Origin of the sequence: Herbaspirillum sp. LeCh32-8 (genome assembly GCF_017814915.1) — a bacterium.
Classification (GTDB): domain Bacteria; phylum Pseudomonadota; class Gammaproteobacteria; order Burkholderiales; family Burkholderiaceae_D; genus Herbaspirillum.
In genome coordinates this window covers 1-15,036 of the sequence record NZ_JAGIPZ010000011.1, presented here as the reverse complement: position 1 = coordinate 15,036, position 15,036 = coordinate 1, and the positions used below count along the sequence as shown (strand labels likewise).

Below are 15,036 nucleotides of genomic sequence, written 5' to 3'. Positions count from 1 at the left end.
GGCAACCACCGACAACACAACGCCGGACGTCCGCGTGCGCATGCTGCCCTACATCGTGGCGGCGACCTTCTTCATGGAGTACCTCGACACCACCATCATCGCCACCGCGCTGCCGCAGATGGCGCAGTCCTTCGGCGTCGGTCCCAACGAGCTGAGCCTGGGCATGACGGCCTACATGCTGACGCTGGCGGTGTTCATCCCGATCAGCGGCTGGGTGGCCGACCGCTTCGGTTCGCGCACCGTGTTCAGCGTGGCGATCGCGGTGTTCACCTTCGCCTCCATCCTGTGCGGCTTCTCGCAGAACGTATGGGAGTTCACCGCTGCGCGCGTGCTGCAGGGCGTGGGCGGCGCGATGATGGTGCCGGTCGGGCGCATGATCGTGGTGCGCAGCACCGACAAGGCGCGCCTGATGAAGGCGATCGCCACCATTACCTGGCCGGCCATCGTGGCGCCGGTGGTGGGGCCGTCCATTGGCGGCTTCATCACCACCTACGCGTCCTGGCACTGGATCTTCCTGATGAACGTGCCGTTCGGCATCGCCGCCTTCATCGCCGTGATGGCGGTGGTGCGCAACGAGCGCGGCGACGGCAAGCGTCCGTTGGACTTCATCGGTTTCATCTTGTCGGGGGCGGCGCTGACCTCGCTGCTGTACGGCACCGAAATCGCCAGCCACATGGAGGCCAACATCAAGGTGGCGCTGGGCTTCATCGCCGGCGGCATCGTGCTGGGCTGGTTCGCTTGGCGCCACATGCAGCGCACAGCACATCCGCTGCTGGACTTCTCCAACCTGAAGATTCCCACCTATTCGGTGACCGTCATCACCGGATCGCTCACGCGCATCGGCATCGACTCCGTGCCTTACCTGATGCCGCTGATGTTCCAGATCGGCTTCGGCCTGACGGCCTTCCAGTCCGGCCTGCTGCTGCTGGCCACGGCGCTCGGCAACCTCGGCATGAAGGCCTTCACCACACGCATCCTGCAGCGTTTCGGGTTCCGCCGGGTGGCGGTCACCAACGCAGCGATCGCCGGCTGCATGATCATCGCCTGCGGCTTGCTGGCGCCGACCACGCCGCTGCCGGTGATCCTGGGCGTGATCTTCTGCTACGGCCTGTCGCGCTCGATGCAGTTTTCTACGCTCGCCACACTGGCTTACGCCGATATCAGCGACGCCCGTAAATCCTCGGCCAGCACGCTGTGGAGCGTGGCGCAGCAGATGACCATCGGCATGGGCATTGCCTTTGGCGCGCTGGCGCTGCGTGTTGCCTCGTGGTTGCGCGGCGAGGCCGCCGATGCTGCCGGCGCGCATTTCACGCTGGGCGATTTTCAGTGGGCTTTTGCCATGGCGGGCGTGGTGACGCTGATCTCGGTGCAGGGCTATCGCGGCCTGGCGCGCGACGCCGGCAGCAACATCGGCGGCGGCATGCGCGCCGCGTCAGCCAAGCGCTGAATTCAATTGATGGCCGAGAAGCGCTCGGCCAGTTTCTGCTTGCGGAACTGCTCGACGATGAAGTCGACGAACACCCGCGTCTTGGCCGGCAACAGCCGCGCCGCCGTGAAGTACAGCGACAGCATGCCGCCGTCCACGTACCAGTCCGGCAGCACGCGCACCAAGCTGCCGCGCTCCAGATAGACCACCGCATGCGGCATCGCCACCAGCGTAATGCCCATGCCCATTTGGGCGATCTCGCAGGCGACGTTGGGGTCGCTCATCGTCATCTTCACCTTCAGGTCCACCGGCGCCTGCTCTCCGGCGCGGTCGCGCAGCGTCCAGGCGCGGATGCGGCCGGTCTGCGGCGAGCGGATCAGGATGCCGTCGTGTTGCGGCAGGTCGGCCGGGGTGCGCAGGGGCGGGCGGGCGTCGAGGTAGGTCGGCGAGGCCAGCAGCACCCGGTGCGCCGGCGCCAGCTCGCGCGCCACCACGCCGGGCGAGAGCTCGATGCCGCCGCCGATGGCGGCGTCGAAGCCTTCCGAAATCAGGTCGACCGGGCGGTTGTCGAAATGCCAGTCGGGCGAAATGCCGGGATAGCGCTGCAGGAACTCACCCAGCAGCGGCACCACGTATTCGCGCCCGAAGCCGGTTCCCATGCTGACCTTCAGGTTGCCGGCCGGCTGTCCGCCGGCGCTGGCCAGGTTGGCCACGGCGTTGCGGATGGTCTCCAGTCCGCCGCCCACTTCCAGCAGGAAGCGCTCGCCGGCCTCGGTCATGGTCAGCTTGCGGGTGCTGCGATGGAACAGGCGTACGCCCAGGTTGCCTTCCAGCCGCGCCACGTTCTTGCCGACCGCGGCCGAGGTCAGGCCGAGCCGGCGCGCGGCAGCCGAAAAGCTGCCGGCATCGGCGGCGGCGACAAAGCATTCGATGCTGGACATGGTTTCCATGGCGATCGGCAGCGCGGCTGGGCGCGAGAGTGGATATCCGCCTGATTTTAAACCTTTGGTTTAAAAAGAAGATAGTGATTGCCGGCTAGTCGCAACATAATCGATTGAGGATACTTGCTTCAACCCACTCGGGTTCACCCCAAACCTTAAAGGAGCAAGATCATGACCAAGCAAACCAACACCACTTCCCTGAACGGCAAGATCGCCTTCGTCCAAGGCGGCTCGCGCGGCATCGGCGCCGCCACCGTGCGCCGCCTGGCTGCCGAAGGCGCCACGGTCGCCTTCACTTACGTCACCTCGCCGGCCCCGGCCCAGGCGCTGGTCACCGAGATCGAAGCCGCCGGCGGCCGCGCCCTGGCGATTCAGGCCGACAGCTCGGACGCCGTTGCCCTGAAGCAAGCCATCAGCATCGCCGCCGAAACCTTCGGCGGCCTGGACATCCTGGTCAACAACGCCGGCGTGCTGGCGCTGGGCCCGGTCGACGAGTTCTCGCTGGAAGACCTGGACCGCACCCTGGCCGTGAACGTGCGCAGCGTGTTCGTCGCCACCCAGGAAGCCGTGCGCTACATGAAGGACGGCGGCCGCGTGATCACCATCGGCAGCACCAACGCCGAGCGCATGCCCTTCGCCGGCGGCGCCGCCTACGCCATGAGCAAGTCGGCCATCGTTGGCCTGACCAAGGGCCTCTCGCGTGACCTCGGTCCGCGCGGCATTACCGTCAACAACGTGCAGCCCGGCCCGGTCGACACCGACATGAACCCGGCCAACAGCGACTTCGCCGATTCCCTGAAGGGGCTGATGTCCCTGCCGCGTTACGGCAAGGTCGAAGAGATCGCCAGCTTCGTGGCTTACCTGGCAGGTCCGGAAGCCGGTTACATCACCGGCGCCAGCCTGACCATCGATGGCGGTTTCTCGGCTTGATGCCTGAGTCACGCCGGATGCAAAAAGCCGTCGTCCCCGTGAAAGCGGGGACCCAGCAACATCGATTCAGTTGGCAAGAGCGCTGAACGACACTGGGTCCCTGCTTTCGCAGGGACGACGGTTGTTTTTTGCGTGGTCGGTTTGTTCGGCTTACGCGAAGGGCCGCGCCAGCCCCACGCCCGGTTCCGGCGCGCGTAGGAAGGTTTCGTCGACCAGGAAGGCGTGCACGTCTGCGTAGCCAGGCAGCTAGAGATGGCGGATTAGTTGCTGTCAAAAATTTTGATAGCCCGCCATTTTCCTTGTGAAACCTGATAGAGCGTGTAAGGCGGACTATTTTGCCGGCCATCGGCGGCAAATGAGATCGGGCCGGATACGCCTTTGTACTGGATGCTGTGCAGCGTATCGCCGATGGCGCTGGGGACAAGCGAATCGGCTTTTTTGATCGCCGCAATCAGCACGCTGGTGGCATCGTAAGCAAACAGGGTATACGCGCTGATAGGCGTGTCAAAACGCTCGCGGTATCTTTTTTCAAATGCCTTGTATCCCGGCAGTTTGTCGGTCGGCGAACCATGCAGCAGGATCAGCGTACCTTCAGCATACTTGCCTGCATCGGGAAATTCTTCATTGATCGCACCGCCTGTCACCAACAGCTGTGCCGGGCTATTGACCTGTTTGATGCTACGGGAAAACTCGGTTGCCTGAGAGCCAAAGCCGGTAAAGAAAATCACATCAATAGACTGAGCTTTCAAGTTCGCTACCAGGTTATCCAAGCCAGTCAGTTTGGGGCTGACGGATTCTCTGGCCGTTATCTCGATACCCTGTTCTCTCAGGCGCTGGATGAACATCGTGGCAAGTCCGGTGCCAAGTACCGTGCCGTTATCGATGACCGCAATGCGTTTTCCCGGGAGAAGATGCGCCACGATCTCCGCCAGATATTTGGCGGTCTGATTGCTGCCCCCCAGCAACTGAAAAATTGTCTTATAACCCGATTCGGTCAGGATGCTGCCGGTTGCACTGGGAGTGATTTGCGGGATGCCGGCATTTTCGTAGAGCCCGCTGGTCGCTCTGCTGGTATCGGTGTTGTTATGCCCGATGACGCCGACCACTCTCATGCGGATGAAATGGTTGGCGGCAACTACAGCGAAGTTCGCATCCGACTTGTCTTCAACGGAGAGCAGCTGGAACAGAACCGGTTTGCCGTTGATGCGGATGGAAGTTTTGTTCGCATCGTCGACGGCAAGTTGTGCAGCATCGCGCACACTGCTATCAAGCTTGCTTGCTTTTAAATTAGCCGGGAGCCCGATCAAGACCACCTGAGGCGTATCGTTTGCGATGGCGGATACGCATAAGAGGGATAGCCAAATGAGCGCCGTGAGTTTTTTGGCGATATTCATAAAATCCAATAGAAAAAGATGAAAAATGACTCAATTTTTTTCTACTCCCTTGCGCTCAGTATAGTTGGCCCTCATCCGCTACAACAAGCCTGAATTACCGCCGATCAGACAAACAGTCGTGCCAGCTCCACACCCGGCTCCGGCGCGCGCATGAAGGCTTCACCCACCAGGAAGGCATGCACGTCGGCGTCGCGCATGCGCTTGACGTCGTCGGGTGTGGCGATGGCTGACTCGGTGATCACCAGCTTCTCGGGCGGGATGCGCGGCAACAGACCCAGTGTGGTGTCCAACGTCGTCTCAAAGGTGCGCAGGTTGCGGTTATTGATACCCAGCAGGCGCGTCTTCAGCTTCAGCGCGGCGTCCAGCTCGGCGCTGTCGTGCACTTCCACCAGTACGCTCATGCCGAGTTCATGGGCGCAGGCTTCCAGTTCGGCCATCAGGCCGTGGTCCAGCGCGGCGACGATCAGCAGGATGGCGTCGGCGCCCCAGGAGCGCGCCTGGTAGACCTGGTACAGGTCGATCATGAAGTCCTTGCGCAGCACCGGCAGCGCGCAGGCGGCGCGGGCTTGCTTGAGGTAATCCGGTGCGCCCTGGAAGAACTGTTCGTCGGTCAGCACCGACAGGCAGGCTGCGCCATGCTGGGCGTAGCTGACCGCGATGTCGGCAGGGCGGAAATCGGGACGGATCACGCCCTTGGACGGCGAGGCTTTCTTCACCTCGGCGATCACGCCGGCCTGGCCGGCGGCGATCTTGTCGCGCAGGCCGCCTTCGAAGCTGCGCAGCTCGGAGCGCAATTCGCTGTCGGACTCGACGTCGCGGCGCAAGCTGGCGAAGTCGCGCTGCTTCTTCGCCGTGCGGATTTCCTCGGCTTTGACGTCGAGAATCTTGTTGAGGATGTCAGACATAAGTGTTTCCTGAGAGAGTCGCTAATAAGACGTCGGGGGCAAGGCGTGCCGACGCGGACAGTACGAGAGTGCGGCAAGGAGGTGCAACGCCGCCGGCGTCGTCTTGGCGGCGGCTCTCATTTGCGTTCGTCGAGGGCGAGCCGGACGGCCAGCGCGCCCAGCATGGAACCCATGATGTAGCGCTGTGCGCGCAGCCAGCCCTGATTGCGGGCGAAGAAGCCGGAGATGCCGGCGGCCGAGAACACGATAATGGAGTTGACCGAGAAGCTGATGGCGATCTGCGTCAGGCCCAGCACCACGCTTTGCGCGAGCACGCTGCCGTGCTCAGGGTGGATGAATTGCGGGAACAGCGACATGTAGAACACCGCCACCTTGGGGTTCAGCACATTGGTCAGGAAGCCCATGCGAAACAGCGTGGCCGGTGAATCCGGCGGCAATTCGCGCGTCTGGAACGGCGAGCTGCCGCCCGGCTTGACCGCATTCCATGCCAGCCACAGCAGATAGGCGGCGCCGGCGAACTTGACGATGTCATAGGCCATCGGGATGGCCAGAAACAGCGCGGTCAGGCCGAAAGCGGCGGCCGCCATGTGCACCAGGAAGCCGACCGCCACGCCGCACAGCGAGATGATGCCGGCCGTACGACCCTGGCAGATCGAGCGCGACACGCAGTAGACCATGTTCGGTCCGGGCGTGAGCACCATGACCAGCGAAGCCAGGCCGAACAGCAACAGGTCGTGAGGGGCGATCATGGTCGGTCTCCTTGATGCAATGGTGAGAGATTACAGTTTGCCGCCCAGCTGGCGCGTGACCTGCACGAACTGGTCGAGCTTGGCGCGCGCCGCGCCCGAGGCGATGGTGGCGCGCGCAGTGTCGATGCCGTCGGCAATCGACGCCACCTTGCCGGCCGCATACAGGGCGGTAGCAGCATTGAGCAGCACGATGTCGTGCACCGGACCGGGCTTGCCGGCCAGCGCCTCGAAGATCTTTTCCTTGGATTCGGCGGCGTTGGCCACCTGCAGGTTGCGGCTGGCGAACATGGACAGGCCGAAGTCTTCCGGATGGATCTCGTATTCGCGGATCTCTCCGTTGACCAGCTCGCCCACCATGGTGGCGCCGCCCAGCGTGACTTCATCCAGGTTGTCGCGGCCCCACACCACGATGGCATGTTGCGCACCGAGGCGCTGCAGCACGCGCACCTGGATGCCGACCAAGTCGGCGTGGAACACGCCCATCAGGATGTTGGGCGCGCCGGCGGGGTTGGTCAGCGGGCCCAGGATGTTGAAGATGGTGCGCACGCCCAGCTCCTTGCGCACCGGCGCCGCGTGCTTCATGGCGGCGTGATGGTTGGGGGCGAACATGAAGCCGATGCCGGTCTGGGCGATCGACTGCGCCACCTGTTCGGGCTGCAGGTTGATGTCTGCGCCCAGCGCTTCGAGCACGTCGGCGCTGCCCGACGAGGACGACACGCTGCGTCCGCCATGCTTGGCCACGCGCGCGCCGGCGGCCGCGGCCACGAACATCGAGGCGGTGGAAATGTTGAAGGTATGCGCGCCGTCGCCGCCGGTGCCGACGATGTCGAGCAGGCCGGTGGTGTCGGCCATCGGCACCTTGGTGGCGAATTCGCGCATGACCTGGGCGGCGGCGGCGATCTCGCCGATGCTTTCCTTTTTCACGCGCAGGCCCATGGTGAGGGCCGCGATCATGACCGGCGACATCTCGCCGCCCATGATCTGGCGGAACAGCGTGAGCATTTCGTCGTGGAAGATTTCGCGGTGTTCGATACAGCGCAGCAGCGCTTCTTGCGGGGTGATGGGCATTGTCTTTGTCCGTTCGATTCGATGGAGCCGGGCGCGGTCGACGCTTACGCGTGCGCGCTGCCGGTCAGGAAATTCTTCAGCAGTGCGTGCCCGTGTTCGGACAGGATGGACTCGGGGTGGAACTGCACACCCTGCAGGTCGAACTCCTTGTGACGCACGCCCATGATTTCGCCATCGTCGGTCCAGGCGGTCACTTCCAGGCAGTCGGGCAGCGTGGCGCGCTCGATGGCCAGCGAGTGATAGCGGATCACCGTGTAGGGCGTGGGCAAGTCCTTGAACACGCCCGCGCCGGTGTGCGCGATCTTCGAGGTCTTGCCGTGCATGACCTGCTTGGCGCGGATGATGTTGCCGCCGAAGGCTTCACCGATGGCCTGGTGGCCCAGGCACACGCCCAGGATCGGCAGCTTGCCGGAGAATTCCTTGAGCAAATCGACGCAGATGCCGGCCTCCTTGGGGCTGCAGGGGCCGGGGGAGAGGCAGATGCGTTCCGGGTTCAGTTTCCTGATGTCATCCAGCGTGATTTCGTCGTTGCGGATGGTCAGCACTTCCTCGCCCAGCTCGCCGAAATATTGCACCAGGTTGTAGGTGAAGGAGTCGTAGTTGTCGATCATCAGCAGCATTTAGATTTCTCCGTCCAGGCCGTCTTGCACTTGTTCGGCTGCGCGCAGCACGGCGCGGGCCTTGTTTTCGGTTTCTTCCCATTCCATTTCCGGCACCGAGTCGGCCACGATGCCGGCTGCGGCCTGCACGTACAGCGTGCCGTCCTTGATGACGCCGGTGCGAATGGCGATGGCCACGTCCATCTCGCCGCCGAAGGAGAGATAGCCGCAGGCGCCGCCGTAGATGCCGCGCTTGGTGGGTTCCAGCTCGTCGATGATTTCCATCGCGCGCACCTTCGGGGCGCCCGACAGGGTGCCGGCCGGGAAGGTGGCCTTCAATACGTCGAGGTTGGACATGCCGGGCTTCAGGATGCCTTCGACGTTGGAGACGATGTGCTGCACGTGGGAGTATTTCTCGATCACCATCTGGTCGGTGACCTTGACGCTGCCGGTGGTGGCGATGCGGCCGATGTCGTTGCGCGCCAGGTCGATCAGCATCACGTGCTCGGCGATTTCCTTGGGGTCGGCCAGCAGCTCGCGCGCCAGCTGCTCGTCGCGTTCGATGGTCGAGCCGCGCGGGCGGGTGCCGGCCAGCGGGCGGATGGTGATCTTTTTCTGGCCTTCGCCGATGGACTCGTTGCGCACCAGGATTTCCGGTGAAGCGCCGACGATCTGCATGTCACCGAAGTTGTAGAAGTACATGTAAGGCGAGGGGTTCAGCGAGCGTAGCGCGCGGTACAGCATCAGCGGCGAGTCGACGTAGGACTTCTTCAGGCGCTGGCCGATCTGCACCTGCATCAGGTCGCCGGCCATCACGTATTCCTTGGCGCGGGCCACGGCCTTGAGGTATTCGTCCTTGGGGAATTCGCGGATGGTTTCGGTGCGCACCGAGCCGGTGGTCACCGGGGCGTCGGCCGGGCGGCGCAGCATGGCGCGCAGGTCGCGCAGGCGCTGGCGGCCCTTGGAGAAGGCTTCCGGCTGGGTCGGATCGGCGTAGACGATCAGGTAGAGCTTGCCGGAGAGGTTGTCGATGACGGCCAGCTCTTCGGTCAGCAGCAGCTGGATGTCGGGCAGGTTGAGGGTGTCCTTGGGGGCGCTGTGTTCCAGGCGCTTCTCGATGTAGCGCACCGCGTCGTAGCCGAAGTAGCCTGCCAGGCCGCCGCAGAAGCGCGGCATGCCGGGACGGATCGCTACCTTGAAGCGCGACTGGTATTGCGCGATGAATTCCAGCGCATTGCCTTCAGCGGTTTCGATCACCGCCTCGTTCTTTAGCACCTCGATCTGGTCGCCGCTGCAGCGGATCTTGGTCGAGGCCGGCAGGCCGATGAAGGAATAGCGGCCGAAGCGCTCGCCGCCGACCACCGACTCCAGCAGGAAGGTGTTCTTGCCGGTGTTCTGGCTCTGGGCCAGCTTGAGGTAGAGCGTGAGCGGGGTTTCCAGATCGGCGAAGGCTTCGGCGATCAGGGGGATGCGGTTGTAGCCTTCGGCGGCCAGCGATTTGAATTCGAGTTCGGTCATGTTTCACTCCAGACCGCTATTGTAGAACACGCAGCGCGGGCCTCTGGCGGCTGCGCGCGCGCAATGCGCACGAACGGCCGTGGCTCGATGCGGACTCTCGTCAGCGGTTTCGTTAGTAGAAATGCAGGGGAAAACGGTGATACAACAAAACGTCCCGGTCGCAGGTGCGGCCAGGGGCAGGCCTCAGTGATTACTGAGCCTTGGATTGCCAGCGTCGCCACAGCCAGGCCTCAGGGGCGGCTGTAGGTTGGGCGGTACGTTTGTTGTTGCGAAACATGGAGGTGTTGGTCGCGGTTTGGTGTGCAGTTTGACTCTGGACCGGCGGTCTGACTAAGCGTCAGTCCGCCGAAATTTGCTGCGCTGCTTCAAGAAGCGTTTGAACTATACCATCGGAATCGACATCGTGTATAGATTCGCCGTGGTTGTAGCCGTAAGGCACGTTGAGCACGCGGCAACCCGCCGCGCGCGCGGCCTGGGCGTCGTTGGAGGAGTCGCCGATGGCCACTACCTGCGCCGGCGCCAGGCCGAAGTCCTGGCAGACCTGCAGCAGCGGCATCGGGTCGGGCTTCTTTTTGGGCAGCGAGTCGCCGCCGTAGACCACCTCGAAGAAGCCGCGCAGGCCTTTCTTGTCCAGCAGCGGCAGCGTGAAGGCAATCGGCTTGTTGGTCACGCAGGCCAAGCGCAGGCCTTGGTCCTTCATGGCTTGCAGGCCTTCGATCACGCCCGGGTAGAGCGAAGAGTAGTCGCCGTTGATGGCCAGGTAGTGCTCGGTGTACGCATCCAGCGCCTGCTGGAAGTATTGCGCCGCTTCGTCCTCTGCGTAGTCCACTGCCAGTACGCGCCGGATCAGGTTTTCAGTGCCCTTGCCGACGAAGTTGACGATGGTTTCCTGCGCCAGCGGATCCAGGCCGAGGTCGGCGCGCATGCGGTTGACGGCGACGTGGAAGTCGGCCGCGGTATCCAGCATGGTGCCGTCGAGGTCGATGATGGCGGCCTTGATGTTGTTCAGCTTGGTCATGGCGTGGAGCAGGAAACAGGAAACGGGTTGGACGGCGGGTTGGAGATAGAAAAGGATCAGACCTTGGCCAGCTCGGCGCGCATGGCGTCGATCACGGCTTTGTAGTCAGGCTTGCCGAAGATGGCCGAGCCGGCCACGAAGGTGTCGGCGCCGGCTGCCGCGGCGGCGGCGATGTTCTCGATCTTGATGCCGCCATCCACTTCCAGCAGGATGGCGCGGCCGGATTCGTCGATGCGGCGACGCACCTCGGCGATCTTCTTCAGTGCCTCGGGGATGAAGGACTGGCCGCCGAAACCGGGGTTGACCGACATGATCAGCACCATGTCCAGCTTGTCCATCACGTGATCCAGGTAATGCAGCGGCGTGCCCGGGTTGAACACCAGGCCGGCCTTGCAGCCGTTGTCGCGGATCAGTTGCAGTGAGCGGTCGATGTGCTCGGAGGCTTCCGGGTGGAAGGTGATCAGGTTGGCGCCGGCCTTGGCGAAGTCGGGGATGATGCGGTCCACCGGCTTGACCATCAGGTGCACGTCGATGGGCACCTGCACGTGCGGACGGATCGCTTCGCACACCAGCGGGCCGATGGTCAGGTTGGGCACGTAGTGGTTGTCCATCACGTCGAAGTGGATGAAGTCGGCGCCGGCGGCGACGACATTGCGCACTTCCTCGCCCAGGCGGGCGAAATCGGCGGACAGGATGCTGGGGGCGATACGGTAGGTCGGCATGGCTGAAATGAAAAAATGGCTTGATCGACTGCGACGCCCCGGGGCTGAGCCTGCGCGGGGCCGCAAAAGGCGCTATTTTACCCCTTTGGACGGGCGCCGATGAGCTGACGGTACGCTGCGGCTTGCGCTGCGTGCTGAATTCGTGTGCAATCCGGAGTGTAGGCGCGTCGACAGAGGCGTGTCGGCATCAGGCATAACCACAAGACAGGAATCCACATGGCAGCGTATGAGTTCACGGTGACGGTCAAGACCCAGTACCTGGAAGAACAGTCCGATCCGTCCCACTCGCACTACGTGTTCGCCTATGCGATCACTATCGTCAACACCGGCACGGTGCCGGCGCAGCTGATCTCGCGCCATTGGGTGATCACCGACGCCAACAACCACGTCGAGGAAGTGCGCGGGCTGGGCGTGGTCGGGCATCAGCCTTTCCTGCAGCCCGGCGAGCAGTTCGAATACACCAGCGGCACCGCGATGAAAACGCCCCAGGGCACCATGCATGGCGAATATTTCTGCGTCGCCGAGGATGGCGAGCAGTTCGACGCGCGCATCCCCGAGTTCGTGCTGTCGCTGCCGCGCACGCTGCATTGACGCGCTGGCTTGCCGTCATCTGCAGTTTGACCTGAACGCCCGCGGATTTTTTATTCCCGCTCGTTGTCTTTGTTCTCGCGCGCCGTGCTGCGCGCCGTCGGCTTGCCGGGTTTCTCCTTGCGGCCCGAGAACATGGTCCACCATACGATGAATACCAGGATAGAAAAGGCGGCGCAGGCCTCCAGAATCAACCACAACATGAATCCGTCTCCGATGTTATTGAAGAATCGTCTTGCAAATCTTCCCTTATTGAAGCGCCTCAGTGTACCCGCAATGGCAGTCTCGGTCGCCGTGTTGCTGGCGGCTTGCCAGACGCCGCCGACCACGCCCGTTACCCAGCAACCGCCGACCAAGCCGGTAGCCCAACCCGGTCCGGCCATGCGTCCCGCCAGCTTTGCCCAACTGCCGGGCTGGAACAACGACGACCTGCGCGAGGCCTGGCCGGCTTTGCAGTCGTCCTGCTCGGTGATGATACGCAAGCCCGAATGGCGCGCCGCCTGCAGCGCTGCGGCGCAGGTTAATCCGTCCGACCTGGGGTTCCTGCGTTCCTATTTCGAGACCTATTTCACGCCGTACCAGCTGTTCAATCCGGACGGCACCGATACCGGCCTTGTGACCGGCTACTACGAGCCGCTGCTGAAAGGTTCGCGCCGCCGCGCCGGACCTTACCAGACGCCGCTGTACCAGGCGCCGGAGGATTTGCTGACGATCGACATGGCCAGCGTCTATCCGGAGCTGAAGAACCTGCGCCTGCGCGGCAAGGTGGTCGGGCGGAAGGTAGTGCCGTATCCCAGCCGCGGCGAGTTGATGCAGTCCAACAGCCTGGCCGGCAAGGAGATCGTCTGGGTCGACGATCCTGTCGAGGCCTTCTTCCTGCAGGTGCAGGGTTCCGGCCGCGTCTACCTGCCGGAATCCAAGGAAACCATCCGCCTGGCCTATGCCGACCAGAACGGTCGCCCCTACAAGTCGATCGGCCGCTATCTGGTGGACAAGGGCGAGCTGACGCTGGCGCAGGCCTCGGCCCAGAACATCAAGGCCTGGGTGCAGGCCAACCCGGCGCGCAAGGAAGAACTGCTAAACGCCAACCCGAGCTACGTCTTCTTCCGTGAAGAAAAGCTGCCGGATCCCTCCAAGGGGCCTAAGGGCGCCCAGGGCATCCCGCTGACGCCGCAGCGCTCGATCGCCATTGATCCGCAGTACGTGCCGTTGGGCGCGCCGGTGTTCCTGTCGACGACGCAGCCCAACAGCGATCGTCCGCTGCAACGCCTGGTGGTGGCGCAAGACACTGGCGGCGCCATTCGCGGCGTGGTGCGGGCCGATTACTTCTGGGGCTTTGGCGACGAGGCGGAGGATCGCGCCGGTTCAATGAAGCAGCGCGGCATGATGTGGGTGCTGCTGCCCAAGGGGATGAATCCGCCGGGCGGCAATTGATTAATTGATTGTCGTTTTGAAGGTAAAAAGGCCTGAGCCCATAGGATCAGGCCTTTTTTTGTTTGCGTTGGCGTCGACTCCAGCGTTCTTCAACGCAGGACCAGCACCGGAATGGTGGAATGCGCCAGCACCTTCTGGGTTTTGCTTCCGAGAAACATCCGTGACAGGCCGCTGCGCCCGTGCGAGGCCATGAAGATGACGTCGCACTGGTAGGTCTTGGCGGCGTTGACGATTTCTTCATCCGGCGCGAACGACATCATCGTCGCGGTCTGGCAGGGGACGCCGGCGGCTTGGGCGGCATCGGCTATCTTCTTGACATGCTGTTCGGCCACGGTGCGTACGTTCTCTTCATATAGTGCTGGATCGATGGCCATCGAGCTCTCTGCCAACGGGGAGAAGGGATAGGGCTCGGCCACCGAGATGCCGACGATCGTCGAGCCGCAATGCTTGGCATAGTCGATCGCATTGTTGATGGCCTTGTCGGAACGTTCCGAGCCGTCGGTGGGGACAAGTATCGTCTTGAACATGAGTGCCTCCTTATAGATGTGTGTTGAAGAGGTACTTCCACTATAGGCTGTGACCGCCTTGCCCGCATGAAATTCCTGGGCGAGATTGCGCTAAGTCGGATTTGTTGATTATTCTGGCGTACCGCCGCACCGGTTCGCGCCACGTCCGGTCGGCTTTCCGTCCCTAGAGCGCTTATATATAAGAAGGAGACTTGCATGAGTTATGAAAACATCCTGGTCGAGACCCAGGACAAGGTCGGCCTGGTCCGTCTGAACCGCCCCAAGGCCCTCAACGCGCTGAGTGACGCGTTGATGAGCGAGCTGGGCGAGGCGCTGCTGGCTTTCGATGCGGATGACAACATCGGCTGTATCGTCATCACCGGCAGCGAAAAGGCTTTCGCCGCCGGCGCCGATATCACCGGCATGGCCGGCTACAACTACATGGACGTCTTCAAGGGCGAATTCATCACCCGCAACTGGGAAACCATTCGCCGCGTGCGCAAGCCGGTGATTGCGGCGGTCGCCGGTTACGCCCTGGGCGGCGGCTGCGAGCTGGCGATGATGTGCGATTTCATCATCGCCGCCGACACCGCCAAATTCGGCCAGCCGGAAATCAAGCTGGGCATCATCCCCGGCGCTGGCGGCACCCAGCGCCTGCCGCGCGCCGTGTCCAAGGCCAAGGCCATGGACCTGGCGTTGACCGGTCGCATGATGGATGCCGAAGAAGCTGAGCGCGCCGGCCTGGTTTCGCGCATTGTTGCAGCCGACAAACTGATGGAGGAGGCCTTGTCGGCCGCGAAGACCATCGCCGAGATGTCCCAGCCCATCGCCATGATGGTCAAGGACTCGGTCAACCGTGCGTTTGAGTCGACGCTGGCCGACGGCATGAAGTACGAACGCGCATTGTTCTATAGCTGCTTTGCCACTGAAGATCAGAAGGAAGGGATGAAAGCCTTTATAGAGAAGCGACCGGCCAGCTTTAAAAACAGCTGAGGCGATTGATCTGTAGCCGATAGCATTTATCGATTCAGCACCCGGAGCCGTCCCGCCAGGGACGGCTCTTTTGTTTTTGATGTTGGGTTTGGTGTTGCTGTTTGAGGCTGTCGTCCTTTCCTGCTCTGGGTTTGCGGTCGATTGTCGGGATGGTTGGCAGAGCGCGTCGTAAATTATTTTGCTTATTTTTCAAAAAGTACTTGCGCGGTGTGTGGGGCGTTGCTATAGTTCGCCCCCTGCTGACG

17 protein-coding genes are annotated in these 15,036 nt (G+C 62.8%); 5 read left to right on the top strand and 12 right to left on the bottom strand.

Going from position 1 to position 15,036, the window contains the following annotated elements:
* The first annotated feature begins 40 nt into the window (after window positions 1–40).
* Window positions 41–1,447, top strand: coding sequence for an MFS transporter (locus J8I26_RS17715; protein WP_209608569.1), 1,407 nt, complete (start codon window positions 41–43; stop codon window positions 1,445–1,447).
* A 2-nt stretch (window positions 1,448–1,449) separates the two neighbouring features.
* Here the strand turns inward: J8I26_RS17715 and J8I26_RS17710 are convergent, their stop codons facing one another.
* Window positions 1,450–2,376 carry a LysR family transcriptional regulator gene (locus tag J8I26_RS17710; protein WP_209608430.1) on the bottom strand — a complete coding sequence of 309 codons (927 nt, stop codon included), beginning with the start codon at window positions 2,374–2,376 and terminating at the stop codon, window positions 1,450–1,452.
* 162 nt (window positions 2,377–2,538) lie between these two features.
* On the opposite strand from J8I26_RS17710, the gene J8I26_RS17705 reads away from it, so the two are divergent.
* Window positions 2,539–3,297: a 3-oxoacyl-ACP reductase family protein gene (locus J8I26_RS17705; RefSeq protein ID WP_209608429.1), complete on the top strand. Its 759-nt coding sequence runs from the start codon at window positions 2,539–2,541 to the stop codon at window positions 3,295–3,297.
* A gap of 260 nt (window positions 3,298–3,557) precedes the next feature.
* Here J8I26_RS17705 and J8I26_RS17700 read toward each other — a convergent pair whose 3' ends face one another.
* The 8 genes from J8I26_RS17700 to rpe form a co-directional block, all read right to left on the bottom strand.
* Window positions 3,558–4,691 carry a branched-chain amino acid ABC transporter substrate-binding protein gene (locus J8I26_RS17700; protein ID WP_209608428.1) on the bottom strand — a complete coding sequence of 378 codons (1,134 nt, stop codon included), beginning with the start codon at window positions 4,689–4,691 and terminating at the stop codon, window positions 3,558–3,560.
* Window positions 4,692–4,795: 104 nt separating this feature from the next.
* Window positions 4,796–5,596 (bottom strand): indole-3-glycerol phosphate synthase TrpC, encoded by an 801-nt coding sequence (gene trpC, locus J8I26_RS17695; RefSeq protein ID WP_209608427.1) that lies wholly within the window; start codon window positions 5,594–5,596, stop codon window positions 4,796–4,798.
* Window positions 5,597–5,712: 116 nt separating this feature from the next.
* The gene (locus tag J8I26_RS17690) at window positions 5,713–6,345 is read right to left on the bottom strand and encodes a LysE family translocator (protein WP_209608426.1); all 633 of its coding nucleotides are present in this window, start codon (window positions 6,343–6,345) and stop codon (window positions 5,713–5,715) included.
* A 30-nt stretch (window positions 6,346–6,375) separates the two neighbouring features.
* Window positions 6,376–7,413, bottom strand: coding sequence for an anthranilate phosphoribosyltransferase (gene trpD, locus J8I26_RS17685; protein WP_209608425.1), 1,038 nt, complete (start codon window positions 7,411–7,413; stop codon window positions 6,376–6,378).
* 44 nt (window positions 7,414–7,457) lie between these two features.
* Window positions 7,458–8,033 carry an aminodeoxychorismate/anthranilate synthase component II gene (locus J8I26_RS17680; RefSeq protein WP_209608424.1) on the bottom strand — a complete coding sequence of 192 codons (576 nt, stop codon included), beginning with the start codon at window positions 8,031–8,033 and terminating at the stop codon, window positions 7,458–7,460.
* The gene (trpE, locus tag J8I26_RS17675; protein ID WP_209608423.1) at window positions 8,034–9,530 is read right to left on the bottom strand and encodes an anthranilate synthase component I; all 1,497 of its coding nucleotides are present in this window, start codon (window positions 9,528–9,530) and stop codon (window positions 8,034–8,036) included.
* Window positions 9,531–9,867: 337 nt separating this feature from the next.
* Window positions 9,868–10,548, bottom strand: coding sequence for a phosphoglycolate phosphatase (locus J8I26_RS17670; protein WP_209608422.1), 681 nt, complete (start codon window positions 10,546–10,548; stop codon window positions 9,868–9,870).
* A 56-nt stretch (window positions 10,549–10,604) separates the two neighbouring features.
* Window positions 10,605–11,270, bottom strand: a complete 666-nt coding sequence (rpe, locus tag J8I26_RS17665; protein ID WP_209608421.1) for a ribulose-phosphate 3-epimerase — start codon at window positions 11,268–11,270, stop codon at window positions 10,605–10,607.
* Between the two features lie 216 nt (window positions 11,271–11,486).
* Here rpe and apaG point away from each other — a divergent pair, with 216 nt between their 5' ends.
* Window positions 11,487–11,861, top strand: coding sequence for a Co2+/Mg2+ efflux protein ApaG (gene apaG / locus J8I26_RS17660; protein WP_209608420.1), 375 nt, complete (start codon window positions 11,487–11,489; stop codon window positions 11,859–11,861).
* A 50-nt stretch (window positions 11,862–11,911) separates the two neighbouring features.
* On the opposite strand, the gene J8I26_RS17655 is transcribed toward apaG, so the two are convergent.
* The gene (locus tag J8I26_RS17655) at window positions 11,912–12,061 is read right to left on the bottom strand and encodes a hypothetical protein (RefSeq protein ID WP_209608419.1); all 150 of its coding nucleotides are present in this window, start codon (window positions 12,059–12,061) and stop codon (window positions 11,912–11,914) included.
* Here J8I26_RS17655 and J8I26_RS17650 point away from each other — a divergent pair.
* Window positions 12,060–13,292: a murein transglycosylase A gene (locus tag J8I26_RS17650; protein ID WP_209608418.1), complete on the top strand. Its 1,233-nt coding sequence runs from the start codon at window positions 12,060–12,062 to the stop codon at window positions 13,290–13,292. The two genes, J8I26_RS17655 and J8I26_RS17650, sit on opposite strands and share 2 nt — an antisense overlap.
* An 89-nt stretch (window positions 13,293–13,381) precedes the next feature.
* Here J8I26_RS17650 and J8I26_RS17645 read toward each other — a convergent pair whose 3' ends face one another.
* Complete coding sequence (locus J8I26_RS17645) at window positions 13,382–13,819, bottom strand: universal stress protein (RefSeq protein ID WP_209608417.1); 438 nt, start codon at window positions 13,817–13,819, stop codon at window positions 13,382–13,384.
* A 195-nt stretch (window positions 13,820–14,014) separates the two neighbouring features.
* Between J8I26_RS17645 and J8I26_RS17640 the strand changes: the two genes are divergently transcribed.
* Entirely contained in the window at window positions 14,015–14,791 is a 777-nt protein-coding gene (locus J8I26_RS17640; protein WP_209608416.1) for an enoyl-CoA hydratase, read from the top strand.
* A 34-nt stretch (window positions 14,792–14,825) separates the two neighbouring features.
* Here the strand turns inward: J8I26_RS17640 and J8I26_RS17635 are convergent.
* Window positions 14,826–15,036 (bottom strand): hypothetical protein (locus J8I26_RS17635; RefSeq protein WP_209608415.1); only part of this gene is annotated, 211 nt, incomplete at its 5' end.